22 protein-coding genes and 1 tRNA gene are annotated in these 25268 nt (G+C 56.8%); 11 read left to right on the plus strand and 12 right to left on the minus strand.

Features of this window, described 5'->3' with window-relative positions; genetic code table 11:
- Positions 1 to 101: 101 nt before the first annotated feature.
- Positions 102 to 2399 (minus strand): xanthine dehydrogenase family protein molybdopterin-binding subunit, encoded by a 2298-nt coding sequence (locus ACEWL3_RS17935; protein ID WP_386184984.1) that lies wholly within the window; start codon positions 2397 to 2399, stop codon positions 102 to 104.
- Between the two features lie 122 nt (positions 2400 to 2521).
- On the minus strand, positions 2522 to 3655 hold the full coding sequence (locus tag ACEWL3_RS17940) for a type III PLP-dependent enzyme (RefSeq protein WP_386184981.1): 1134 nt from the start codon (positions 3653 to 3655) through the stop codon (positions 2522 to 2524).
- A 107-nt stretch (positions 3656 to 3762) separates the two neighbouring features.
- On the opposite strand from ACEWL3_RS17940, the gene ACEWL3_RS17945 reads away from it, so the two are divergent.
- From ACEWL3_RS17945 to ACEWL3_RS17955, 3 genes are all read left to right on the plus strand, one after another.
- Positions 3763 to 4197, plus strand: coding sequence for an Lrp/AsnC family transcriptional regulator (locus ACEWL3_RS17945; protein WP_386184978.1), 435 nt, complete (start codon positions 3763 to 3765; stop codon positions 4195 to 4197).
- 89 nt (positions 4198 to 4286) lie between these two features.
- Positions 4287 to 4892 (plus strand): HD domain-containing protein, encoded by a 606-nt coding sequence (locus tag ACEWL3_RS17950; protein WP_386184975.1) that lies wholly within the window; start codon positions 4287 to 4289, stop codon positions 4890 to 4892.
- A 325-nt stretch (positions 4893 to 5217) separates the two neighbouring features.
- On the plus strand, positions 5218 to 8358 hold the full coding sequence (locus ACEWL3_RS17955) for a valine--tRNA ligase (RefSeq protein ID WP_386184972.1): 3141 nt from the start codon (positions 5218 to 5220) through the stop codon (positions 8356 to 8358).
- A gap of 27 nt (positions 8359 to 8385) precedes the next feature.
- Here the strand turns inward: ACEWL3_RS17955 and ACEWL3_RS17960 are convergent, their stop codons facing one another.
- Both ACEWL3_RS17960 and ACEWL3_RS17965 read right to left on the minus strand, forming a co-directional pair.
- On the minus strand, positions 8386 to 9174 hold the full coding sequence (locus ACEWL3_RS17960; protein WP_386184958.1) for a crotonase/enoyl-CoA hydratase family protein: 789 nt from the start codon (positions 9172 to 9174) through the stop codon (positions 8386 to 8388).
- Between the two features lie 73 nt (positions 9175 to 9247).
- Positions 9248 to 9412: a Tat pathway signal protein gene (locus ACEWL3_RS17965; RefSeq protein WP_386184955.1), complete on the minus strand. Its 165-nt coding sequence runs from the start codon at positions 9410 to 9412 to the stop codon at positions 9248 to 9250.
- 101 nt (positions 9413 to 9513) lie between these two features.
- On the opposite strand from ACEWL3_RS17965, the gene ACEWL3_RS17970 reads away from it, so the two are divergent.
- Both ACEWL3_RS17970 and ACEWL3_RS17975 read left to right on the plus strand, forming a co-directional pair.
- The gene (locus ACEWL3_RS17970; RefSeq protein WP_386184953.1) at positions 9514 to 10617 is read left to right on the plus strand and encodes a pyridoxal phosphate-dependent aminotransferase; all 1104 of its coding nucleotides are present in this window, start codon (positions 9514 to 9516) and stop codon (positions 10615 to 10617) included.
- 54 nt (positions 10618 to 10671) lie between these two features.
- Positions 10672 to 10854 carry a hypothetical protein gene (locus ACEWL3_RS17975; protein ID WP_386184951.1) on the plus strand — a complete coding sequence of 61 codons (183 nt, stop codon included), beginning with the start codon at positions 10672 to 10674 and terminating at the stop codon, positions 10852 to 10854.
- On the opposite strand, the gene ACEWL3_RS17980 is transcribed toward ACEWL3_RS17975, so the two are convergent.
- A complete protein-coding gene (locus ACEWL3_RS17980; RefSeq protein ID WP_386184949.1) occupies positions 10851 to 12059 on the minus strand; it encodes a pyridoxal-phosphate-dependent aminotransferase family protein in 1209 nt (402 codons plus the stop codon). The two genes, ACEWL3_RS17975 and ACEWL3_RS17980, sit on opposite strands and share 4 nt — an antisense overlap.
- A 148-nt stretch (positions 12060 to 12207) precedes the next feature.
- On the opposite strand from ACEWL3_RS17980, the gene ACEWL3_RS17985 reads away from it, so the two are divergent.
- Positions 12208 to 14064, plus strand: coding sequence for an ABC transporter ATP-binding protein (locus tag ACEWL3_RS17985; RefSeq protein ID WP_386184947.1), 1857 nt, complete (start codon positions 12208 to 12210; stop codon positions 14062 to 14064).
- A gap of 131 nt (positions 14065 to 14195) precedes the next feature.
- Here ACEWL3_RS17985 and ACEWL3_RS17990 read toward each other — a convergent pair whose 3' ends face one another.
- A complete protein-coding gene (locus ACEWL3_RS17990) occupies positions 14196 to 14876 on the minus strand; it encodes a TIGR04283 family arsenosugar biosynthesis glycosyltransferase (RefSeq protein ID WP_386184944.1) in 681 nt (226 codons plus the stop codon).
- Between the two features lie 65 nt (positions 14877 to 14941).
- On the opposite strand from ACEWL3_RS17990, the gene ygfZ reads away from it, so the two are divergent.
- Positions 14942 to 15685 (plus strand): CAF17-like 4Fe-4S cluster assembly/insertion protein YgfZ, encoded by a 744-nt coding sequence (ygfZ, locus tag ACEWL3_RS17995; protein ID WP_386184941.1) that lies wholly within the window; start codon positions 14942 to 14944, stop codon positions 15683 to 15685.
- A gap of 91 nt (positions 15686 to 15776) precedes the next feature.
- Here the strand turns inward: ygfZ and efp are convergent, their stop codons facing one another.
- On the minus strand, positions 15777 to 16340 hold the full coding sequence (gene efp / locus ACEWL3_RS18000; protein ID WP_114877865.1) for an elongation factor P: 564 nt from the start codon (positions 16338 to 16340) through the stop codon (positions 15777 to 15779).
- Between the two features lie 221 nt (positions 16341 to 16561).
- Between efp and ACEWL3_RS18005 the strand changes: the two genes are divergently transcribed.
- Both ACEWL3_RS18005 and ACEWL3_RS18010 read left to right on the plus strand, forming a co-directional pair.
- A complete protein-coding gene (locus ACEWL3_RS18005; RefSeq protein ID WP_093915679.1) occupies positions 16562 to 16882 on the plus strand; it encodes a DUF6280 family protein in 321 nt (106 codons plus the stop codon).
- Positions 16883 to 17026: 144 nt separating this feature from the next.
- On the plus strand, positions 17027 to 18484 hold the full coding sequence (locus tag ACEWL3_RS18010; protein ID WP_386184938.1) for a cobyric acid synthase: 1458 nt from the start codon (positions 17027 to 17029) through the stop codon (positions 18482 to 18484).
- 46 nt (positions 18485 to 18530) lie between these two features.
- Here the strand turns inward: ACEWL3_RS18010 and ACEWL3_RS18015 are convergent, their stop codons facing one another.
- The 3 genes from ACEWL3_RS18015 to ACEWL3_RS18025 form a co-directional block, all read right to left on the minus strand.
- Positions 18531 to 19514 carry a hypothetical protein gene (locus ACEWL3_RS18015; RefSeq protein ID WP_386184936.1) on the minus strand — a complete coding sequence of 328 codons (984 nt, stop codon included), beginning with the start codon at positions 19512 to 19514 and terminating at the stop codon, positions 18531 to 18533.
- A gap of 75 nt (positions 19515 to 19589) precedes the next feature.
- Positions 19590 to 21014: a TolC family outer membrane protein gene (locus tag ACEWL3_RS18020; RefSeq protein ID WP_386184934.1), complete on the minus strand. Its 1425-nt coding sequence runs from the start codon at positions 21012 to 21014 to the stop codon at positions 19590 to 19592.
- Between the two features lie 57 nt (positions 21015 to 21071).
- Positions 21072 to 21725, minus strand: a complete 654-nt coding sequence (locus ACEWL3_RS18025; protein ID WP_386184932.1) for a protein-L-isoaspartate O-methyltransferase family protein — start codon at positions 21723 to 21725, stop codon at positions 21072 to 21074.
- 165 nt (positions 21726 to 21890) lie between these two features.
- Between ACEWL3_RS18025 and ACEWL3_RS18030 the strand changes: the two genes are divergently transcribed.
- A tRNA-Cys gene (locus ACEWL3_RS18030) sits at positions 21891 to 21964 on the plus strand.
- A gap of 73 nt (positions 21965 to 22037) precedes the next feature.
- On the opposite strand, the gene ACEWL3_RS18035 is transcribed toward ACEWL3_RS18030, so the two are convergent.
- Together ACEWL3_RS18035 and ACEWL3_RS18040 are read right to left on the minus strand one after the other, a co-directional pair.
- Positions 22038 to 23114 (minus strand): tyrosine-type recombinase/integrase, encoded by a 1077-nt coding sequence (locus ACEWL3_RS18035; protein ID WP_386184930.1) that lies wholly within the window; start codon positions 23112 to 23114, stop codon positions 22038 to 22040.
- A 246-nt stretch (positions 23115 to 23360) separates the two neighbouring features.
- Entirely contained in the window at positions 23361 to 23966 is a 606-nt protein-coding gene (locus ACEWL3_RS18040) for a hypothetical protein (protein WP_386184927.1), read from the minus strand.
- Between the two features lie 338 nt (positions 23967 to 24304).
- On the opposite strand from ACEWL3_RS18040, the gene ACEWL3_RS18045 reads away from it, so the two are divergent.
- The gene (locus ACEWL3_RS18045) at positions 24305 to 25231 is read left to right on the plus strand and encodes a hypothetical protein (protein ID WP_386184924.1); all 927 of its coding nucleotides are present in this window, start codon (positions 24305 to 24307) and stop codon (positions 25229 to 25231) included.
- Positions 25232 to 25268 lie beyond the last annotated feature (37 nt).

The raw sequence follows: 25268 nt of genomic DNA on the forward strand, positions 1-25268 counted from the left end.
TTTTCGGCTGTCTGTTTGTCGCGCGGCGCACCTCTCATCCCGATGCCCCCATGCGGCGCAATTGCGCGCACCCGAACCCGAAAAAGCCCAGCGCTTTCAGCTTATTCCGCCGCGATCTTTGCACCGTTCAAAAGCTCCCAAACCATATGGGGTGTGAACGGCATATCGGCCTGCCGTACCCCATGATCCCACAATGCATCCTGCACTGCATTTGCGATGGCCGCCAACGCGCCCACCGTGCCCGCCTCGCCGCAGCCCTTCATGCCCATGATGTTGGCCGTGGACGGGACGGGTTCAGACATAAAAGTAATATTTGGCAAATCTGTGGCCCGCGGCAAGGCATAGTCCATGAACGATGCCGTGAGCAGTTGGCCGTCCTCATCATAGACAACCCGCTCCTGCACCGCCTGTCCGATCCCCTGTGCGACGCCACCATGCACTTGACCTTCGGCCAGCATTGGATTGATAAGATTACCAAAATCATCAACAACGTTGTAACGATCGCTGGTCACGACACCCGTTTCAGGATCGATCACAACCTCTGTAACATGCACCCCGTTGGGAAAACTGCGCGCGTCCAGTTTCGCGCGTGCGTGATGGGTCAACAGGTCATCGCGGCCCTTTTCCCGCGCCATTTCAGCGACCTCAAGCATGGTCGGTGTCAGGTTTGACCCCTCTGCCCGGAACCGTTCATCGTCAAAGGATATGGCGATTGCAGGAACACCCATTTCATCGGCAAGAAATGCTGTAAATGCCTCTGTCATCTTGGCCACAGTGGCCAGTGTCGCGTTGTTCTGTGTGGTGACAGACCGGGATCCACCAGTGCCGCCGCCCTCTTTGATCAGGTCACTGTCGCCCTGCACCACAGTGATCTGATCGGCCGGAATACCCGTCTGATCGCTGAGAAACTGGGCATAAACCGTCTCGTGCCCCTGACCGTTGCTTTGCGTACCCACATAGATCGCCACGCTGCCATCCTCTTCAAAGACCACCTTGGCCCCTTCCGCAGGATCGCCCAAAATACTTTCGATATAGTAACAAAGTCCAACGCCCCTAAGCAGCCCGCGTTTGGCATCTGCTGCCTTGCGTGCGGCAAACCCGGCCATATCGGCCTCTTTGTGCATCCGGGTCAAAAGCCGGTCAAAATCACCCACGTCATAGGTTTCATTTGTAGCTGTGCGGTAGGGCATCTGTTCTGGCTTGATAAAATTGATCCGCCGCAATTCCCAAGGGTCCACACCCAATTCACGCGCGGCCCGGTCCATCAACCGCTCCAACACATAAATCGCCTCTGGCCTGCCGGCCCCGCGATAGGCGTCGACCTGGACGGTGTTGGTATAATACCCGTCAACCTGCAGCCATGTGGTTTGCACGTCATAAACCCCCGTCAAAACGCGACTGAATAGCTGCGTCTGGATGGGCTGGCCAAACTGCGAATTATAGGCCCCCAGATTGCATTTGGTGCGCACCCGGTATGCGGTGATCTTGTTGTGCTCATCAAAAGCAAATTCAGCGAGCGACGTCAGATCGCGCCCGCCATTATCACTCAACATCGCCTCGGTCCGGTCCGCCATCCAGCGCACAGGCTGGCCCAATGCGCGCGCCGCTGCGGCCACGCAGAAATACTCAGGATAGGCCATCGCCTTCATCCCGAAACTGCCCCCGGTATCGGGGTTGGTCACACGGACATTTTCAGGGTCCAGCCCGAACGATTTAATCAGATTGTCTTTGTGCACCCAAACGCCCTGAGCGTTATTGGCCAGATGCAGGCGGGTTCCGTCCCATTCGGCAAAACAGCCGCGCGGCTCCATCGAATTGACGATGATGCGGTTGTCACCAACCTCAAGCGCAACGGTTGTGGCGGCCTTTGCAAATGCTGCCTCGGTTGCGGCCTCGTCGCCCATGCCCCAGTCAAACGCACGGTTGTCGGGTGCCTCATCGTGCACCGTTTCGCCACCTGTGCTCAAATCCATCTTGGCGGGCAGATCATCGGCATCAAACAGGATCAGTTCCGCGGCATCACGCGCCTGCGCATAGGTTTCGGCCACAATCAGCGCCACAGGCTCACCGACATACCGCACCTTACCCTTTGCCAGCATCGGACGAAGAGGATCAGCGGCTCTGGTGCTGTCGCGGTTTTTGACCACCGCCCCGGCAATGGAAATATCAATCCCGGCGGCCTCAAGATCGGCGCAGGTCAGCACCAGATGAACGCCCTCAGCCTCGGCCGCATCTGCAACATCTAGCTCTGAAATCACCCCATGCGCGACCGGTGAGCGGAAGAAATACCCATGCAGCGCACCTTGCGGTGTGATGTCATCGACATAGCGTCCTTCGCCGGTCAAAAACCGCACATCTTCCGTCCGCTTAACCGACTGACTTTTACCAAATTTGTCCAAGATGCTTTGCCCTTACCCGTCATGCCTGTTTCGCGACAAACATTAGCGGGCAAAGGTGCCATGTCTAGGGCCGGACCGGATTAAACATGCGGCGGGCGGCTGGTTGCACATCCACAGCACCCTCAGACCAGTGCGCAAACCATTTCAACCTGCCCGACACCGTATCCGTTAAACCCCGTGCTCATCGCAATTGAATAGGCACCCATGCCTCCAAACATCACATAATCACCCACCGCCGTATCGGCAGGCAGTGGCAAGCCGTCCGGCAGCCGATCAAGGGAATCACAGGTCGGACCGAACACTATGCGAGGTGTCACCTTCCCCGATCGCGCCCCTGATGGGCCAAGCACATGAACCAATCCGGACAGGCCCATATCGCGCAAATCCGGCAAACCGCCATAAATGCCATCGTTCAGAAAAACCACCTCACCAGCTGCCCGCATCCCCTTGACCCGCGTGGCCAGAACACATGCATCCGCAACCATCGCGCGGCCCGGTTCACAGAGTATTCTGGGTTCAGCCCCGGCAAAAGAGCGCTTCACTGCGCCGTTGATGGTTGTGAAAATCGCCCGGTGGTTCGGCACCCCGAACCCTCTGTTCGCTGCAAAGCCACCGCCGATGTTAAGCCGCGCCAATGTGACACCCGCCAGCGCCGCAATGCGCGCCGCCTCTGTCACATAGCTGCCCCATGCCTGAGGGTCATTACATTGGGTGCCGGGATGAAAACACAGCGATGGGACAAACCCCAGTGCGACAACCCTGCGCAAAAGGTCAGCCGCCTGATCCGGTGTTGCGCCAAATTTTGACCCAAAATCATAGGCGGCTCCGGTGACCGGCAAAGCAAACCGCACCGCGATTTCAGCTGTGCGTGGCACGGCGTCAAGCTTTGCCAACTCCGCATGATCGTCCACGGACCAGCTGGCCACACCGGCATCAATGCCCGCCTCGACCTCAGCAGCAGACCGCACCGGATTGTTGTAATGCAACACAGCCTGCGGACAGGCCGCACGCACCGCCCGCATCTCGACGGGAGAGGCCACATCAAATGTCGAAATCCCGGCTGCCACCAGATTGCTCAAGATTTCCGGACGGTCATTGGCTTTCACAGCATAGGTCACCAACCCGTCGAAATCCGCCTGAAAACGCCGCGCCGTGTCTTGCAGGACGGCGGGGGCAAAAAACATGATCGGGGCATCAGGACAATGTTGCGCCAAAAAGGCGGCGGGGTTCAGTGGCAGGGGAATGGAATGCTGCATCAAGGCCTCACTAGGGTGTTTTCCCTGATACTACGTAAATTTTCGTCGAAACCACGCATCTAATGGGTTATAATGATGGAAACTTGCAGCATTATGACGGGATCACAATGCAAATCGACGAAATTGACCGTGCCCTTATCAGGTGTTTACAGACCAACGCGCGGCAACCCGTTGCTGATCTGGCCCGCACACTCGGGCTGGCCCGCACCACAGTGCAGGCGCGGCTCGATCGGTTGGAACGCAGCCGCACGATCATCGGCTATACCGCCCGGCTGGGTGCAGCCGTCGATGCCAAACTACATGCGACCGCGCTGGTCAGCATTGAACCACGCAGCAGCCCTGCCGTTCTAGCCCGCTTGCGCAGCCTGCCCGGCGTGCGGGTGGTCCATACCACGTCTGGGCGGTTCGACCTGCTGGTTCAAATCGCAGCGGACACCACCGAAGAACTGGACGAAACACTGGACAAGATCGGCGAAGCGCGCGGGGTCAAAAGCTCGGAAAGCCTGATCCACCTGAGCACAAAACTGGACCGCCGTGGCTGATTTACCCAATACGGTGTCGAAAACAGAACAGATCACTGGCCAGAGTGACGCAATTCTGGCACGGACAATATCAAAGGACACTCTGAAAGATGGACCAGGTCAAGTTCACCCAGATGAAAGACGGCACGCAAGCCGATTATGAGTTTCTGACCAAACACGAGGTCGCATACACCAAAGGCACCGCCGACCGCCTGTTGGGCGCTCTTGTCGAACTCGACGAAGGGTTGTCAGGGTACAAAGTCACGCGGCTGGGCCATTCACTGCAAGCGGCGACCCGCGCCTACCGCGACGGGGCGGACATTGACTGGATCGTCGCCGCACTGCTGCACGACATCGGCGACGTCTATGCACCCTACAATCATGACGAATACGCCGCCGCGATCCTGCGGCCTTTTGTGCGGGAACAATGTGCGTGGTGTGTGCAAACACATGCAGATTTTCAGATGGTCTATTACGGCCATCTTGTGGGTGCCGACCCCAACAAACGGGACCGTCATCAGGGGCATGCCTATTTTGACGATTGCGTGGCGTTCTGCGAACACTGGGATCAGGCCAGCTTTGATCCTGCCTATGAAACCCTGCCGCTCGATTTTTTCCGCGATATGGTGCGCGAGGTTTTTGCGCGCTCACCCTATGATCCTGACGTGATCCGGCCCGGTGTGCGCGAACCCTTGCGAGGTACACCCCACCCTTGAATTATGCGAGTGATATTAGGCCGGGTTTGAGTATTTGGGCGAAAAGAAGCTGGGGTTCACGCTTCGTTATGAAAGTTCTGATCTTTCGAAAGCAGGGTACAGGCTGGAGAGCCGAATGCCTCGCGAGAAGAAGCCGCCCTGTGTCAGCCCCTAGCCCGTTGAACGGAATGGTTTGCTGAAATGCAGGGCGGTTATGTTTCTTTTCGCCAAAAATACTCAAAATCAACCCAACCGATGCGACTACCGCAAATGTCATGCGCGCCACTCTTTCCCTCGGCCTGCATGTCCGTTAGATCACCGTCAAACGAACACGGGATTTATGACCATGGCACTCGACAAAACCTTCAATGCCGCTGAGGCCGAAGCACGCCTTTACGCCGCTTGGGAAAAAGCAGGCGCATTTAAGGCTGGCGCAAATGCCAGCCGGGATGAAACCTTCTGCATCATGATCCCGCCACCCAACGTCACCGGGTCACTGCACATGGGCCATGCCTTCAACAACACGTTGCAGGACATTCTGACCCGCTGGCACCGGATGCGTGGTTTTGACACGCTCTGGCAACCCGGCACCGATCACGCAGGCATCGCCACCCAGATGGTGACCGAACGTGACATGATGGAACATCAGGAACCAACCCGCCGCGAGATGGGCCGCGAGAAGTTCCTTGAACGGGTCTGGCAGCAGAAAATCAAATCACGCGGCACCATCATCGGTCAGCTCAAGCGCCTTGGGGCAAGTTGTGACTGGGACCGAGAGGCGTTTACCATGTCGGGTGCCCCAAACGCGCCCGCGGGTGAAGAGGGCAATTTCCATGATGCCGTGATCAAGGTCTTTGTCGATATGTACAACAAAGGCCACATCTATCGTGGCAAGCGGTTGGTCAACTGGGACCCGCATTTCGAAACCGCGATTTCTGACCTGGAAGTGGAAAGCACCGAAGTTGACGGCCACATGTGGCACTTCAAATACCCGCTCGCGGGTGGTGCGACCTATGAATATGTCGAAAAAGACGAGGACGGTAACGAGACCCTGCGCGAGACCCGCGATTACATCGCAATCGCCACCACGCGCCCTGAAACCATGCTGGGCGATGGCGCGGTTGCAGTTCATCCATCAGATGAACGTTACGCGCCAATCGTAGGAAAACTATGCGAAATTCCGGTTGGCCCGAAGGAGAACCGCCGGATGATTCCGATCATCACCGACGAATATCCCGACCCAGAGTTTGGCTCGGGTGCGGTGAAAATCACTGGGGCACATGACTTCAATGACTACGGCGTCGCCACCCGCAATGGCATTCCGCTGTATGCGTTGATGGATACACGTGCCGCGATGCGCACCGATGGTCTGCCCTATGATCAGGCCGCCGCCCGTGCTGGCGCGATTGCAGACGGCTCAGCGGATGCACCCGCAGATGCGACCGAGATCAACCTCGTTCCAGACGCCTATCGCGGGTTGGACCGGTTCGAGGCGCGTCAGAAAATAATCGAAGAAATCACCGCCGAAGGGCTGGCCGTGATGGTGTCGGTTCCGGTGATTGACGAGGAAGACGGACAGGAAAGTTCCAAGCTGATCCCCTTCGTCGAAAACAAGAAAATCGTGCAGCCGTTTGGCGACCGCTCCAAAGTGGTCATCGAACCGATGCTAACCGATCAATGGTTCGTTGATACCGCCAAAATCGTTGGCCCCGCGATTGATGCGGTCAAAAATGGTGACGTCACCATCCTGCCCGAACAGGACAAGAAGGTGTATTTCCACTGGCTGGAGAATATCGAGCCGTGGTGTATTTCGCGGCAGCTGTGGTGGGGGCATCAGATTCCGGTTTGGTATGGCCTAAGGCCAGAGGAGATTGAGGCTCAGTTTGAGATTTCCAGCCTACTTGACGAAGGAACCTCTGTAACTGTTCATCGTGACCAGAACGCTTTTTCCGGATTGTCAGAGCAACCAAGGTTTTGCTTGCCCATGTTCGATACGCAAGCGGAAGAGTTTACTAGAGTAATATCGGATGTTGCTGCAAAGACCGGAGAAGGTGAATGGGAGATCATCGAAGTTGCTGACTTGAATGCAGCACTCTTGGCCATTGTTGATGCAAAACAAAACGGCAAAAACATTTATCCAGTCTACCGCGATCCCGACGTCCTAGATACGTGGTTCTCCTCCGGCCTCTGGCCCATCGGCACGCTGGGCTGGCCCGAACAAACCGAGGAACTCAAAAAATACTTCCCCACCTCCGTCCTGATCACTGGGTTCGACATCATCTTCTTCTGGGTCGCACGGATGATGATGATGCAAACCGCTGTTCTGGATCAAAAACTGCCACTCTCTGAGCGGGTGCCTTTCAAAACCGTCTATGTCCACGCGCTGGTGCGCGACGAGAAGGGCAAGAAGATGTCGAAAAGCTTGGGCAACGTGCTCGACCCGCTCGATCTCATCGACGAATTTGGCGCGGATGCGGTGCGCTTTACCGTTACCTCAATGGCGGCGATGGGGCGTGATCTGAAACTTTCCACCGCGCGGATCGCGGGCTATCGCAACTTTGGCACCAAACTGTGGAACGCCCACCGCTTTGCCGAAATGAACGATGTGTTCACGGGCAAAGCACCGACGCAATACCGACACAATACCGACGTTAAACATACCCTCAATAAATGGATCATTGGTGAGGTTGCCCGCGTCCGCGAAGAGGTGGACGCAGCGCTCGACAACTACCGGTTCAACGATGCCGCCAACACGCTTTATGCGTTTGTTTGGGGCAAGGTCTGCGACTGGTATGTCGAGCTTAGCAAACCGCTGTTGCAGGACGACGCACCCGAAGCGGCCGAGACACGTCAGACCATGGCGTGGGTGCTGGATCAATGCCTGATCCTGCTGCACCCGATCATGCCGTTTATCACCGAAGAATTGTGGCAGACCACCGCCAAGCGCGACAAGATGTTGGTGCATGCTGATTGGCCCACCTACACCACCGCCGACCTGCTCGATAAGGACGCGGATCGTGAGCTAAATTGGGTGATCGGCCTGATCGAAAGCATTCGTTCGGCTCGTCAGCAAATGCACGTGCCTGCAGGGCTGAAAGTGCCGATGATCGTCACTGAAATGGATGCGGCAGCGCAGGCAGCGTGGGATGGCAACGAGGCAATGATCAAACGTCTGGCGCGCGTCGAAAGCCTTGAAAAGGCTGATGGTTTTCCAAAAGGAACCGTTGCGATTGCCGCCCCCGGTGCCAGCTTTGGCCTGCCCCTTGCCGGGTTGATCGACATTGATGAAGAGAAAGCGCGTCTGCAAAAGTCCTTTGACAAACTGGCCAAGGAAATCGGGGGGCTTAAGGGGCGTTTGAACAACCCTAAATTCGCCGCCTCCGCCCCCGCCGAAGTCGTTGCCGAAGCACAGTCCAATCTGGAAGCGCGCCAGGAAGAAGCCGATCAGGTGCAGGCAGCATTGGATCGATTGTCCGAATTGGGGTGACCTTCCGGCAGGCGATCAAGCAGCCCGTTATTTGAAAACGGCGGGCCGTTTGCCAAACTCTGCCGCGATCACCTCCATCTGGTGTGGTTTGCCAAGAAGATCCACCTGGGCGCGAGATTCAGCCATCAAGACGTCATCAACGGATGCCATTTGTGCAAATGAAATCAGTCGCTTGGCAGCCTTGATCGCGCTGGGGCTTTTACTTGCGATGGTGGTCGCCAGCGCTGTGGCCGCAGCCAATGGATCATCTGCGACTTCTGTCACCAACCCCCAGCGCTCCGCCTGACCGGCATCGATTGCCTCAGCCGTATAGGTCATCCGCCGCAACACATCGTCGCGCACCAAACGGGGCAACAGGACCATCCCGCCCATGTCCGGCACGATGCCCCATTTCATCTCCATCACGGCCAGTTTTGTGTCTGGTGCCGCGATACGGATGTCCGCACCCAGCGCAAGCTGCATCCCCGCGCCGTACACAGCGCCGTGCAAGGCCGCGATGACCGGAATGTCGAGCCGCACCCAGATCATTGCGACCTCTTGCCATTGGTTTGTAGTGCCCTCGCCATGGGTGCGCGGCATCAGCAGTTCAGCGGGGTCCTTGCCAATCATCGCCGACAACCCGGTGATGTCGATGCCCGCGCAGAACGCTTTGCCCTCGCCTGACAGCACAACAACCCGCGCATCAGATGCGGCAACCTCTTGGCCTGCTGCAATAATCGCGTCGATCATGTCCTGATCGACCGCGTTCATTTTGTCGGCGCGGGTCAGCCGGACAAAGGCGATGTGGTTTTCATAGGTGATGGTCACGCGGGGCATGGCGGGTCTCCTGATTGGGTCCCACCATAACAGCGCATTCAACTGGCACTGACCAGTCCTACGTCAAGGAAATTCAGTGAACCACACGTTCGACCGCGCGCATCATGCCAAGGCCTTTGTCATAAACCAACGTGAGAATGCGGCGGGTGCCGGGTTTGCTGGCGACCATCGGGACAGCGCGCAAGGCTCCTGCCGCCATTGTCGCAGCGATAAAGCCACGTCTGCTGAGATTTGCCATGCGTATGCTCCTTATTGTTGCGAGCGGTTCTCATGTAAGTGCCTATGGTGCCCATTTCACCCCCCTTGCCCGAATAAGCGGACAGGCTTATCAGCGATGACATGTCCAATTTTCGCCTTACAGCACTTGCACATTCCCTGCCTGCCACGGTTCCGTTTGTCGGGCCAGAGGCGCAGGAACGTGCCAACGGTCGGCTTTTCAAGGCTCGTTTGGGGGCCAATGAAAACGTCTTTGGCCCCTCGCCCCTTGCGATCAAAGCGATGGCTGAGTGTGACCAATGGATGTACGGCGACCCGGAAAGCCATGATCTGCGTAGCGCCCTTGCCGATCATCATGGCACAACGCCGGATCACATCATTGTCGGCGAAGGCATAGACGGGCTGCTCAATTACCTCGTGCGGCTCTTTGTGGGGGCGGGTGATGCTGTTGTGACCTCAGATGGGGCTTATCCGACATTCAACTATCATGTCGCAGGGTTCGGTGGTGTTTTGCACAAGGTGCCGTATCGTGACGATCACGAGGACCCTGCAGCGCTTTTTGACAAAGCCGCAGAGGTGGACGCAAAGCTGGTCTATCTGTCCAATCCCGACAATCCGATGGGATCGTGGCACGCGGGTCGGCAGATATCGCAGGCAATGGACAGATTACCTGAGGGCACGTTGTTATGCCTCGATGAGGCTTACATCGAATGTGCCCCTGCCGGAACTGCGTTGCCATTGGACTATTCTGATTCCCGCGTGATCCGTATGCGGACGTTTTCCAAAGCGTACGGCCTGGCAGGTGCGCGGGTCGGCTATGCCCTTGCGGCACCCGATCTGATCACGGCCTTTCACAAGGTGCGCAACCATTTTGGTATGAACCGTGCCGCTCAGGCGGGCGCGCTGGCCGCCCTTCAGGACAAAGACTGGCTGAGCCATGTGCACCGCGAAATTTCAGCTGCGCGCAACCGGATTGCAGATATCGCGCAATCTCATGGGCTGACACCCCTGCCTTCTGCGGCAAATTTCGTGGCAATTGATTGTGGCAGGGACGGCGCATTTGCCAAAGCTGTTCTTGAGGGGTTGGTTGCGCGCGGCATTTTTGTGCGGATGCCCTTTGTGGCCCCGCAAAACCGCTGTATCCGCGTCAGTTGCGGAACACCAGCACAGCTTGATGCGTTTGCCAATGCACTCCCTCATGCGATAAAAGTCGCAGAAAAGGGCTGACGCGCGCTCGGTGCGCGCTATGCTTTTCTTTGTACCCTTAAAAGAGGATCATTGATGCGCGACACAAATAATAGCACCGCTGCACCAAATTACACCGCTGCCTGCATCGTTATGTTTGGTGTCAATCTGATGTGGGTCCTCATGGTGATCTGGGCCGTTTGGGGTTTTGTGGTGGCCGCACTGGCAGGATGGATCGTGAACCATTTGATCACCCGCATCGCCACACAGCGCGGTTAGTGACCCGCGATGACCTGTGCAGCCGCATCAAGTGCGTCGGCCCCATGTTCGATGTTCAACGCAGTCATACCAGCCTCGATTCCGCCTAACAGCCCCATGATCATATGACCGTTCACATGGCCCATGTGACCGAGGCGGAAAAACCCATGCCACGCCGGATCACCCGGCGCAGCCATGCCAAGGCCAATACCCAAAGTCAGTCCCAGATTTTGCTGCACCCAGTCGCGCAGTGCTGTCGCATTCGGACTTTGCAGGCGCAAGGCCGTCACCGCATGGCTGCGCGCACCCCGATCCGCAATATTAAGCGCGAATGTACCGCGCTCAGACCACGCCTCGCATGCCGCCCAAACCGCCCGCGCCAGTACCGCGTGACGGGCCCAAACCTGTTCGATGCCTTCATCATGGATCATATCCAGCGCCGCGCGCAGACCATAAATGTGCTGTGTTGGGGCCGTCCCGCAATGGTATTGATAAAATTCCTCCGGGTGCGCGCGGGGGCTCCAATCCCAGTAGCGGCTCACGCGCGGCATCTTGGCGCGCACGGCTTGGGCCTTGTCATTGAAGAAGACGAACCCCACTCCGGGCGGCACCATCAGGCCTTTTTGGCAGGCGGTGACCATCACGTCGACGCCCCATGCGTCCATCTCAAAGCGGTCGCAGCCCAATGATGCGATACAGTCAGCCATCAAAAGTGCCGGATGTCCGACCTCGTCCAGAACCGCACGCAAGCCCGCAATATCATTGCGCACGGAGGTTGAGGTGTCGACATGCACACCCAAAATCGCCTTGATTTCATATGCTTTATCCGCTGCCAACACGTCGGCAATGCGCGCCATATCCATTGCGGCCGCCCGGCCAAAGTCGATGACCTCAACCTGTACACCTAGGTCTGTCGCCATCTCGCCCCAGCCGATACCAAAGCGACCCGTGGAGGGCACCAGTACCTTGTCACCCGGTTCAATGACATTGCTTAGCGCCGCTTCCCATGCTGCGTGACCATTGCCGACGTACATCGCGACGTGATGTTTGGTGCGTGCCACCCCACGCAAATCCGCCATCAGTGCCGGCATCATGTCGATCAGCGCCCCGGAATAGATATTGGGTGCCGCGCGGTGCATGGCGTTCAAAACCGCATCGGGCACCACAGAAGGGCCAGGGATAGCCAGATATGACCGCCCTTGTGCCAAAAGAGGGGATTTTGTCATATGAACTCTGCCTTTGACCCGCGCGATTTCCCGCACCTTATCTGTGCGGAATGCAGCGTCAACACGATTGGCACGCCCGCATGCTTGCCCTGCCCGCCCACGTCTCGTAAACCTGTGACTGCACTGCCCAAAAGGAATGTGGCCTCAGATGAATGACCAAACCTATACGTCTGGGCAATTGCTGCGCTGGCTCTGGCGCGATTACCTGAAAAAACATCTGTGGCTGATGGGTGCGGCCGTGTTTTTCATGATCATAGAAGGCAGCACCCTGGGCGCTTTGGCGCGCCTAATGGAACCGATGTTCGATCAGGTATTTGTTGCCGGCAAACAAGATGCGCTCAAATGGGTTGGCCTGATCCTACTTGGCATATTCGTGCTTCGTGCGATTGCGGGCGTTGCGCAGAAAGTGCTGCTGACCCGGATCGCTCAACGCACAGCTGCCGACATGCGCATTGAACTGCTTGGACAAATGATGCGGCAAGACGGTGCATTTCACCAATCCCATCCCCCGGGATTCTTGATCCAGCGGGTTCAATCTGATGTAAACGCGGTTGGCGATGTCTGGCGCGCGATCATCACCGGGGCCGGTCGCGACTTTATCGGTCTGATCGTACTTTTGGGCGTAGCCATTTCGATTGATCCGATATGGGCTCTGCTGGCGTGCGTGGGCATTCCGGTCATGGTCCTGCCCGCCGCAATTGCGCAGCGGTTTGTGCGTGAACGCTCGCGCGAGGCGCGTGATTTGGGGGCCAGTCTGGCCACCCGGCTGGACGAAGTATTCCACGGCATTGTTCAGATCAAACTGAACGCACTCGAAAGCTATCAGGCGCGCCAGTACAACGACCTGACCCGCACGTTCATCCGCACCGAAGTGCGCGCGGCCTTTGGCAATTCGGCCATTCCCGGCATGATCGACATCATGTCCGGTGTGGGGTTCATGGCTGTCATTCTCTATGGCGGCTCCGAGATTATCTCGGGCAACAAAACCATCGGGCAATTCATGACCTTCTTCACTGCCATGGGATTTGCCTTTAGCCCACTGCGCCGACTGGGCGGCGTGAGCGGCCTGTGGCAGGTAGCAGCGGCCGCCCTTGAGCGGATCAAGGAACTTATGGATGCTCCCATACGATTGAAAGAACCGGCAAACCCGGTCCCTGTCCCCACGGGCCAACTTGATGTTGAGCTACGAAATGTGGATCTGGCCTATGGTGATGTGAAGGTGCTTGACGACATCAGCCTCAGCGCTGCGGCTGGTGAGACGACCGCGCTTGTCGGGGCATCCGGCGCTGGCAAATCCACAATTTTCAATATTTTGACCCGGCTCATCGACCCGCAGGCAGGCAACGTCACCATCGGCGGTGTCGCGACCTCCGACATGGCGATCTCAGAGTTGCGTGGCCTGTTTTCGGTGGTGACCCAAGAGGCATTGCTGTTTGACGAAACCCTGCGGGAGAACATCGTGCTGGGCCGCACCGATGTCAGCGATGACGCATTGCAAGCCGTCTTGAAAGCCGCCCATGTTGCAGATTTCCTGCCCAACCTTGAAAACGGTCTGGACACGCGCGTGGGGCCGCGCGGCTCTGCGCTTTCCGGTGGCCAGAGACAGCGCGTCGTCATCGCACGCGCTCTGCTCCGTGACACGCCGATTCTGCTGTTGGATGAAGCCACCAGCGCGCTTGACGCGCAATCCGAACAGGTTGTGCAGGATGCGCTGGACCGGCTGTCCGCAGGGCGTACCACAATCGTCATTGCACACCGTCTGGCGACCATTCGCAGCGCCGACAAAATCATTGTGATGGACCGGGGCCAGGTGCGCGACCAGGGCACGCACGAAGAACTTTTGCAACGCGGCGGCATCTATGCCGACCTCTACCGCCTCCAATTCCAGGACGGCAAAACCGTCAGCGATGCACGTGGGCTGCGGGCCCTGCGGGTCAAGGAACGTGGCGAATATGTCAGCGAACCAAACATTCTGCAACGATTGGGACAGGCTTTGTTTGGGTAGACACCGTTCTCCCCTTCAGCCTTTCTTAAATACCGATCAGACCTGACATCCTGTAACAAACTGACCATTACAGGGCTCAGCCCGGCCTCAAGCGGCCGGAATATCATCGCGCCTGCGGCGCGTCCGCAAGATCACCTTCCGCGACGGTAGCTTTGCGCCAGTACTTCTGGCGACGTGCCGAAAAAATACCGCCCTAATGTCCACAGATTGCGCCCACCGCGCCGCATCCAGCCCTGGCTTTGATACTTTGCCGGGCTGGTGACCGCGTAGACCGGCAGGCCAACAAGCTGCCCCTTGAGTGCCCGCGCAAGTGCGACATCTTCCATCAACGGCTGATCTTTGTAGCCACCCGCCCCCTCATAGAGCATGCGGGGCAGGATCAAACCCTGATCTCCGTAAGGCAGGCCAAATCGGCTGCGCAGATTGGCCCATCCGGCGACCAGGTTCCCAGGGACCCCGCCCTGATCAAACGCCAATTTGAACCACCCGGCCTTGGTCGTGCCCAGATGTGCCGCCACGATCCTTGCCCATCCGGGCGACAGCTTGGTGTCGGCGTGCACCACCATCAGCCAATCCGCTTTGGCCACAGCACATCCTCGCTGTAATTGCCCGCCCCTTGACGCGGCACCATGGATCACCTCTGCCCCCCATGCCAGCGCAGTTGCACCTGTGGCATCTGTTGATCCGCCATCACTGACAATCAATTCCCGGATCAACCCCGAATCCAGCCCTTCCATCAGCGCGGCCAGACAATCGGGCAGCGTATCAACGGCGTTCAGGGTCGGAATGATCACAGATATCGGCGCGCGCATGCTTGGCCCTTTAGAATGGCGAGTGATGACTATATGTCATGATCAACTGTCAAAGGACATAAAAGATGACCCAACGCCGCATCCTGCGCCTGACTGGCGATGACACATTGGATTTCCTGCAAGGTCTGATCACCAATGATGTCAAAAAACTTTCTCAGGGGCCAATCTATGCCGCGATCCTGACCCCACAGGGCAAGTTCCTTGCTGATTTCTTTGTCGCAAAGGACGGCGATGGCGTGCTTTTGGATGTCGCCGACAGCCTGGCCGATATGCTGCTTCAGCGGCTGAACATGTATAAGCTCAGAGCATCGGTTGAAATCGCCGCAACGGACCTGCACCTGCACCGTGGATTGGGGCCAGAGCCTGAGGACGGGTATGCAGATCCGCGCACTGATGCGATGGGATGGCGGGCCTACCGCGCGGACCCTCAGACCGACAACAATGTGAACTGGGATGCCTTGCGTGTTACGCACATGATCCCAAAGACGGGGATTGAACTGACACCCGACACATTCATTCTGGAGGTTGGGTTTGAGCGCCTGAATGGAGTTGATTTCCGCAAAGGGTGTTATGTCGGCCAAGAGGTCACAGCGCGGATGAAGCACAAGACCGAGCTGCGAAAAGGTCTGGCTCAGGTTTCCATCGCGGGGGACGCGCCAATTGGCACCGAAATCATGGCTGCCGACAAGCCCGCTGGTACGCTGCTCACGCAATCTGGGGGGTTGGCGCTTGCCTATCTCCGATTTGACCGGGCCACTGGTCCAATGCACGCGGGTGATGCTGTTGTGACATGGATCCCGCCGGCATGATTTTTGACCACCCAGGCCCCCGAATCGCACAAAAAAGCCCCGGATCGCGCCGGGGCTTTGCTTCAGATCGCTATGACGTCACGTCATACGTTTAGGCGCGTTCGACGTATTCCATCGTTTCAGTGTTGACCACGATGTCTTCGTCCTGCCCGACAAAGGGCGGCACAGACACCCGCACGCCGTTATCAAGCAGTGCCGGTTTGAACGAATTCGCTGCTGTCTGGCCTTTGACCACCGGCTCAGTCTCGACGATCTTGCAGATCACCTTTTGCGGCAGCCGAGCGTTCAGGGCCTCTGCTTCGTGGTATTCCACCACGATCATCATGCCGTCCTGCAAAAACGGGCGGGCATCGCCAAGCAGTTCTGAGGCCAGCTGCACCTGCTCATAGGTGTCCGTGTCCATCACTACCAGATTGCCGTTTTCTTCATATAAAAACTGCTGATCTTTCTGTTCTAAACGGACTTTTTCGACTTTGTCGGCGCTGCGGAAGCGTTCGTTCAGTTTTGATCCGTTGCGCAGATTGCGCAACTCGACCTGGGCGAAGGCACCGCCCTTGCCCGGCTTTACATGGTCGACCTTAACCGCTGCCCATAGGCCGCCGTTATGTTCCAGAACGTTTCCGGGGCGGATCTCGTTTCCGTTAATTTTGGGCATGTGTCAAAACCTTGGCAAGAACTTGATGATACGTCGACGCACCCTATATCTGGTAGGATATCCCCCTGCAAGTCACCGCTATATCGTGCTGCACCTGCAGCAAGACATGCGCCGAATGCATAGGAGTTATGCGATAAAGTGGTATCCGAATCAGACGAGATGGGTCATAAGAGGCTTCACGCCGGGATGACAAGAGCAAGAATAATAGAAAGGACGACGAGATGAAAGATTTCGTTGATGGAACGGCCTTTAACAATGAGCAAGGCAATCGCGCACGTAAACTTTTCGCAGCTGTGGTACTGGCTGCGTTGGATGACGCAATCGCGGACGACAAGAAATACGGTAACGGACCAGAGCAGATCGCCCGCTGGGCCCGGTCGCGCGATGGTCGGGAAGTGTTGAGCTGTGCTGGCATTGACCCCAACGAGCGGGTTGTGTCCGGTTTGATGGATTTTGTGGGCAAAGGTGTGCGTACATCTGTTGCACTTTCGCGCGAAGAATCTGAGCGCCGCCATGCTGCGCAGCAGGCTGAAGCCGCATAGTAACAACGCCATGAGTGGCAAAAAATGCAGCCCTCGGGCTGCTTTTTTTATGCGCTGTAAGAATAAAGCGATCTTACCGACCTGCCCCTTTTCCCGCGGCCCGATTTACGCCAGTTTGCGGGCAACCACTGCGGAGTGCGCAAAATGACAAAAGCGATCATGATACAAGGCACCGGCAGCAATGTCGGTAAGTCGATGATTGTTGCCGGCCTGATCCGGGCTTGCGTGCAGCGCGGCATGCGGGTGCGCCCCTTCAAACCGCAAAACATGTCAAACAATGCAGCTGTCACCACGGATGGAGGCGAGATTGGGCGTGCGCAGGCCCTGCAGGCGCGTGCCGCCGGGGTGGAGCCGCACACAGACATGAACCCGATCCTGCTCAAACCGCAAAGCGCCACGGGCGCGCAAGTCATCGTGCAAGGCCAGATCGCGGGCCATCAGGAGGCAGCAGCCTTTGGAAAAAACAAGGCAGCACTGATGCCAGCGGTATTGGAGTCCTTTGCCCGGCTTGGCGAAACCTGCGATTTGATCATCGTTGAAGGCGCAGGTAGCCCGGCCGAGACTAATCTGCGGCGCGGTGACATTGCCAACATGGGTTTTGCCACTGCGGCGGGCGTGCCCGTCATTCTGATGGGTGACATCGACCGGGGCGGCGTTATCGCGCAGATCGTCGGCACGCAGGCCGTTCTGGACGCAACCGACACTGCAATGATCAAGGGCTTTGCCGTGAACAAGTTCCGCGGTGATCGCAGCCTGTTTGATGCAGGACGTGACGACATCGCGCAGCGCACAGGCTGGCCGAGCCTTGGGGTGATCCCGTGGTTTGAGGCAGCGCACCGGTTGCCTGCCGAGGACGTGATGGACCTGCCCTCTCGGGCGCGTTCGGGCGGTGCAGGTGTGGTCATTGCGGTCCCACGTTTGCCGCGCATTTCAAACTTTGACGATCTGGATCCGTTGGCAGCCGAAGCCGGGGTCGATTTGCGGGTGATCATGCCCGGCGCGCCGCTTCCTGCTGACGCCGATCTGGTGTTGATGGTCGGCAGCAAGGCCACGATTGCGGACCTTGCAGCGTTTCGGGCAGAAGGCTGGGATATTGATCTGGCCGCACACATCCGGCGCGGCGGCCAAGTTTTGGGCCTGTGTGGCGGTTATCAGATGTTGGGGCGCACGATCACTGACCCGCACGGCATCGAAGGGCCCCCAACCACAGTGCAGGGATTGGGGCATCTGGCGGTCGATACGGTTATGGCACCGATCAAACATCTGTCTCTCAAAACTGGCGAGCACCCCGAAAGCGGCACGACCCTTAGCGGTTATGAAATACATATTGGTGAAACGAATGGTCCGGATTGCGCCCGCGCCTGGTTGCAGTTTGCCGGGCGTCCAGAGGGTGCCGCGACTGCGGATGGCCACGTGCAGGGATGTTATATGCACGGGCTGTTTAGCTCGGACGCATTCCGCACAGCGTACCTCGGGCAGTTTGGCATAGCATCAACGCTCAACTTTGAAGCAGGAGTTGACGCCACCCTCGACGCGTTGGCGCTGCACGTCGAACGCTATTTCGACGTGGATTTGATGTTATCGCTGGCCAGAGACATCTGAAAAAGAATGGAGGCTTGCAGGATGGTCACATCCCGGCCCTTCCCTCCTATTCCAATTCTTGCGCCGTCAACGCGCGGTGGATTTCACGGCGCACCAGTTTACGAACGTTGCGGGTGATGCGTTCGCCCAGAGCACCTTGTAATTCGGCACGCACGATGTCGCTGACCAGATCGCGCAGCGCCTCTTCATCGATCACTTGATCATCGTTGCCATAGGCAAAGCGGTCCTCTTCGTGAGTGTCATTCTGGGAAGGTTGCGCTGCCATAAGTTCGGGCTGAGGTTCCGGCTGAGCCTCAGGCGTGGCGGGCATTGCCGCGGCCTGGCTCTCACCTGCGTCGTGATAAGCGTCGACCTCGTGATCGTGATCGTCGTATTCATCCTCATCTTTATCTTCAACATCCAACGACGCGCCCATTTCTTCATGGTCATGGTCATCGTCGTCTTCCCATGCCATCGCGGGTTCTTCAGTACCTGAATATTCGTCTGACCCGGGTTCGTCCGGCTCCCAGGTGTCCGAGATTTTACCGATTGCCGTTTCCAATGCCTCTATCTTGGCACTCAGCGCTGCTGCCTTGCCGGATCCGACATCGCTGGTGCCTGTCTTGGCCACTGCGGGTGTATCAATCAGACTGTCGTTATCTTCGTCCTCAATTTTCAATGCAGAAAAGTCTAATTCCAGATCCCCTTCGCCGTCTTCGTCTTCATCATCGGCAAAGCTGTACGGATCGGCCTCGTAGTCATGGGCGGGATCGTCAAAATTCGTCTCTTCATCTTGCTCGGATGATACTTCGGCGGTGTCTTGCTCGGCCTCAACGGTCAGATCATCAAGGTCGTCTTCCTCAAATTCCAGCGCATCAAGGTCGCTTTCAACATCGGTCTCCTCTGCGACACGCAACGCAGGCGTCAAGACCAGACGATCATTCGCCGGTATCGCTTTTTGGATCTGGATAGGGCGCTTGTCTTCGGACACCAGACGGCGGATCGACGACAGAACATCCTCTACCTCGGCGTTTGTGACGGGGTTAGACATATTTTTTTACCACTCTTTCCTCAATTCCCAGTTTAACCCGATGCAGAGATTCTCACAATGGGGCGCGAGAAATTGTCACTGTTTCTGTAGGGCACGCAGCACCCGATCCAGTTTCTGACCCTGTCTGGATCTTTTTGCCGGACTGTCCTTTACAAGATTATAATATGCCGCCGGATCGTAGGTCTGAACCGGTAATTTCAGATCCTGTGCCGTTAATTGGCCTGTCGCGGACAGAACCGTATAGGCAGCGACGTATAGATTTGAACGCGCAGAAACCCGCGCTGATTCCGCATCAAGCAGCGATTGTTCCGCATCCAGCACGTCAAGTGTTGTGCGCGCGCCCAATGTCGCCTCTTCCCGAACACCGCGAAAGGCGATGCGTGCGGCGCGAATTTGACGTTCAGATGCCTCCAAAACCGCGCGTGCCGAGGCCAGACTGGCATAGGCGTTGCCAACGTCCTGACGAATATCATTGGTCACCACGTGCAAATTCGAGCGCTGCGCATCGCGTTGGGCCATGCTTTTGCGCACCTGCGCTGACAGTCGTCCACCGCCATAGATTGTCTGCTTGAATTCCAGTCCTACTGAACCGGTATGGTTGTAATTTGGCGTTCCAAAATTTTCGGTCAGCCCATAACGCCCCGTAAGCGACACAGTTGGCTCCATATCCGCCTCGCCCGCCTTGATCAGCAGTTCAGCTGCAGCGACCTGATGTTGGGCTGCGGCCAACAACGGATGGCGGCGCACGGCCAAAGCTTTGGCCCCCTCAACGTCAACGCCCACATCGGGCAACTGCGGTGGCGCGCTCAATCGGCCGGGCTTGCGGCCCACGGCATTGCGGTATTCCTCAATGGCGCGCAGGTAATCACCTTCGGCACCTGCCAGACCGCTACGGGCCTGCGCCAGTTGCGCTTCGGCCAGGGCAACATCCGTCCGGGTGACTTCGCCAACATCAAAACGGTCCCGTGCGGCCCGCAGTTCCTGGGTCAAAAGACGCAGGTTATTGTTACGCAGCGCCACAAATTCCGATGCCTCAATCACCCCCATGTAAGCCCGGACAGCCCGCAAAAGAATGATCTGTTCGATATTTAGCAGTGTGCCACGGGTCGCCAAAACCGTTTCCTTGGCCGCTTCAATCCGGTATTGGCTGGCCCCGAAATCGAAAAGCAACAGCTGACCGATCAAGCCGATAGTGGCAGAAAGATTATCGACGGATGACGCGAACCCCGCCCCACCAGCACGCGTTGTGCCAAAATTCTGCGTCAGATCGGCCGACCAGCTTAACACAGGTTTCAATGTCGACCCAGCGATTGCCACATCTTCGTCGGCGGCACGCAGTAAGGCACGGTTCTGTTCCAGTAATCCCGAGTGAGTGTATGCACCGACCAGCGCATCGGCGAGGGTATCCGCCGTCGCCACTTGAGGCACAGCAAAACCAAATACCGCCAGACATAGCGCGACGATGGGACTGGCCCGCTTCAGAGTTTTGGTCAATGACATAACTGGCATCACCTTTTTACATGAATTTAGGAACAGTAATCCCGCGTGAGCGGACGCTTAAAGTTGAAACGCAACCTGCCGTTCAAAACCTGCCAGAACCGGTGCGCCCGCATTAAACGCAGCACGCCAACTGATCTGGGTGCCACGCTTATAACCAATTCGTACTTCACCCAATGCACCTTGCATAAAGAGGCCGGCAATCCGGCCCCCATCCTTGAGCTGATCCTTGATGGTGTCTGGCACTTCTGCAACGCCACCCTGAATGATTACCACATCATATGGCCCATGCTGCGGCGCGCCGTCACTCAGCGGTCCGACATGAACAACGACATTGTCTGCGCCTGCTGCAGCCAAGGCCTCAACCGCTTCCGCAGCCATGGTTTCATCTTCTTCAACGGCAATCACCGCCTCAGCCATATGCGCAATGACGGCTGCCGAATATCCCATCGCACATCCGATATCGAGAACCATTTCGTCATTTGTGACCGCCAAGGCGTCTAGCATCTTGGCCAATGTGCGTGGTTCAAGCAGCACCCGTCCCGACCCCAGATCAAGGTTCTCACCCATATAGGCCGCCTCGCGCTGCATCGCGGGCACAAAGTCTTCGCGACACACGGTTAACATCGCATCAATGATGGGAAATTTGGTAACATCAGATGGACGTACCTGCGTGTCGACCATCATTGTGCGGCGGGTTGTAAAATCAGTCATCAGCTAAACTCATCCGTTCAGATTCTGTTACGAACAGATGTGCCACATCGCGCGCCCAGCATCAACGGCCCGTCACCATTTTCACACAAGCCCAGGCACTGTCCCGCGCGAAGCTGGGACTTGCGGGCGTCACAATGATCGGATAGCAGTGCGCCAACCACAGATGGCGAGTTGGCGGAGTGGTTACGCAGCGGATTGCAAATCCGTGTACAGGAGTTCGATTCTCCTACTCGCCTCCATTTAATTTCAATGACTTAGCGGAAATTGGCAGCGCCAACTTTCTGCATTTTGCAGCCCATTTTGCAATTCTGTTCATGTTCTGCCCTCCTTTGCCGTACTCAAGAGCATCAAAACTGCGTCCGTTTCGCCCGGCGAAACCTGCGCATAGCGCTCAATCATTGCGGCGGCAGTGCGCAAGGACCACCCCATGCAACCGGCGATCTGCGCCAAAGAGAGGCCAGCCCGCAATAGGCGGGTGGCGGCAGTGCCGCGCGCATCATAGAGCCGCAAGTCATAGCCAAGCCGATTGGGCGTGAGGCCAGCCTTGTTTCGCCACTGGCGCACGCCCTCGGATGCGCGGTGCTCGGTCAGTGGGCCACCGCTGGCGTTGCTCAAGATCAGCAGCCTATCTTTCGGCGTGGCGTCGATCACCTCGGCCATTGCCTGACTGACCGGCACGAATGCCGATTTGCCGCGCTTGTTTGTCTTTATGCGAATGCGCCGCCCACCGGGGGTTGCCTCAACGTGGGCCTTAGAAAGCCTGATCAGATCACCCGGGCGCATCCCGGTTTCGCAGGCAGTTATCAGAATGCGTGCCACCCACGGTGGCGCGCGGTCTTTGACGGCCTGCACCTGATCAGGCGTCCAGACAACATCGGAGCGATCTGACCGATACACCTTTGCAAAGCTGCAATGATGCTCGGCAATCTTACCTGATTCTCGCGCCCAATTGAGGATGCGTGTTACAACGGTGCCCGCATAGTCGTATTGCTTGGGCGAGTAATTCCATTTTGAGCGCCACTGATTGACCTCGCCACGCGATGCCGCGTCCTCAAACATTGCAATCGGATCATTTTCAGATTCTAAAGCAAATCGCATTGCCCAACGGCGATAGTCAGATTGCGTGCGAGGCTTCAAAATCCTAAATTCAGCGGATGAGATGTATGCATCCACCACAGCATCGGTCATTACCGCATCGCGCTTTGGCACCGCCCGCGCCATTGCAGCGGAGTAAGCTGCAAAGAACCCCGGCACGTTTGGCACTGGCCGCGCATCTTTCCAAAAGCCGGTGCCTTTTCGCCCACGCAGCGAGAAATAGTAGCAGACAGTCCCGTCAGCTAATTTCGCGCGCACGCGATTGATTTCAGGGGGCAGATTACTGCGAGGCATTGCGTGCCCTTCTTGCGGCCACTTGGCTGCCTGCCGCACCCTCGCTAACTGCTGAAAGGCCCTGTGCCTCATCAAGGCGGCGGCGAACAAGGGCGGGGTCAAAATACCCGCGCCGTCCGGGCACTGGCGCAATCCTCATGGATGCGCACCAATCGCGAAATGCCGAATTTGTGCCAGAATATCCCATACTAGTAGCCAGATCGGCAGACGAGATGAGGACTATGAAAGGTGCCGCTTGAACGCCCATCAAATGCGCTCCCCACCAAACGTCTTTTGGCAGTCGATATCCAGTGCCTTTGAAATTCGGTGGCACATCATAGACACGTTGATCAGAATGCGGGCAGAACCGGGACGGCCATCCACGCACTCAATCAAATTTGCCGTTTGGCTCAATTCATTACTTGGGGCCAGATCAGGGTCCGCATCTGAAACGAATGACAGCCCATTTTGACCGTGTGCCAATACCCCTGTAGAACAGACCAATATGGTTTGACCTTCATCGAACAGCTTACCGGCAAGCCTATCTTGCGTAGGGTTCAAAGGCAAAGATGGGTCAATCATTCGTGCAGGCGATGTGGTGTGCGTATAAGCAAACTCAGCCCCGTTGCGGTAGGCAAGTTTTACCTCGACCCCTGCATCTATCAGCGTGAGCGCGATGCTGCCTTGTGTGATCGCATCAAGGGACAACTGCCGCTTTTTGCCGCGTCCGCGCTCACTCTTCGCGTTTGCGTCCTTCTCGGACTCAATGAATATCTTTCCTTGCTCGAGGTGCGATTGCCAACGCTTGGAGGTGTTACCCATCGCTGCCAGTGCAACATCAGAAGGAAAGAAAAGTGTGTCAGTCATACCCATGCCTAGCTCCATCAAAATTAAAAGGCAATGCTCTTGGGTATTTTCTAGCGGCCAATGGTTAACGCGCAGTACCGGGGCGTAACGGTCACGCCTAAAAGCCGCAACAAAAATACTACAAGACTTTGATATCAAGCCACCTTATCAAGAACAGCGTCCACGAATTTTCTGTTGCGCGGGGCTGTCGAAACTTACTTTCGCGGTCATTTCTTCAGCAGAAAGTGCACTGCGCATCTGCTCGGCACTCCCCGCTTGGGCGTCTTTGTGTACCAATCCAGAATTTTTTTCTTTCACCCTTGCGACAGTCGACCTAAGACGGGCAGAAAATCTTGGGAGATTACATGCGAAATAAGTACTGCTCATATGACGCACTTCAAAATGAGGCCGATGTCGAGCAAAGTTTCGTCCGTCGCATGCTTGAGGATTTGGGTTACAGTGACAGAGAAATCCGACCGAAGGGCAGTCTTCGAGAGCTGACTGTTGGCGGCATGCGCGGCCAACGCCAAGCGCTCTATCGGCCCGACTTCGCTCTTTTGGTAGATGGTTCAGTCCGGTGTGTCATTGAAGTTAAGGAACCGGGTGCGGTTTTAGATGACCATGAATGGCAGGTTCGAGCTTATGCCGTTTTGTTGAACGGTGAAGACTCGGACGAGCGCCCCGTGCGATATTATTTGTTGACCAATGGCACTGAAACACGCGTTTACCACATCGACCGTAATAGGCCTTTGTTCACAGTACCGTTCACAAGTTTTGAGGAAGGCACTGCGAAGTTTGACGAACTGCGAGGTTTGTTGAATCGTAGGGCTGTCGCTTCTGGTATTGATCGTTCTGGCGAGACACTAGAGATGTCACGGCCTTCAATTGCAGAGGTCAACGCTGCATTCAGTTGGTGCCATCAACATATTTATCGCAAGGACAACATTAGTCAGTCTGATGCGTTCTCCGAATTCGTAAAGCTCATTTCACTCAAGCTGCTGTCGGATCGGCGAATTCGAGACACATATCCCGAAGTATTGGAGCAGGACGTATTTGAGATCGCGGCAAACGACGTGCAATTCTCGCAGGCTTGGATCACTCGGAACGATTCAAATTCACCCAGCCCAGTTAGCGAAATTCTTTTCCGCCGATTTATGGACGATATGGAGCGTGACATCGCGCGTCGGACTCGGAAACGGATTTTTGAAGTAAACGCGAAAATTAATCTCAAGCCAGAGACAATCCAAGGTGTTGTCCGTCGTCATATAAATTGGGACATCAGAGCGGCTTGAGCATTGGAGGTTCTGGCTCGTTTGTGTGATTGATTAT

It is taken from the genome of Sulfitobacter sediminivivens, from assembly GCF_042611115.2.
Classification (GTDB): Bacteria; Pseudomonadota; Alphaproteobacteria; order Rhodobacterales; family Rhodobacteraceae; genus Sulfitobacter; species Sulfitobacter sediminivivens.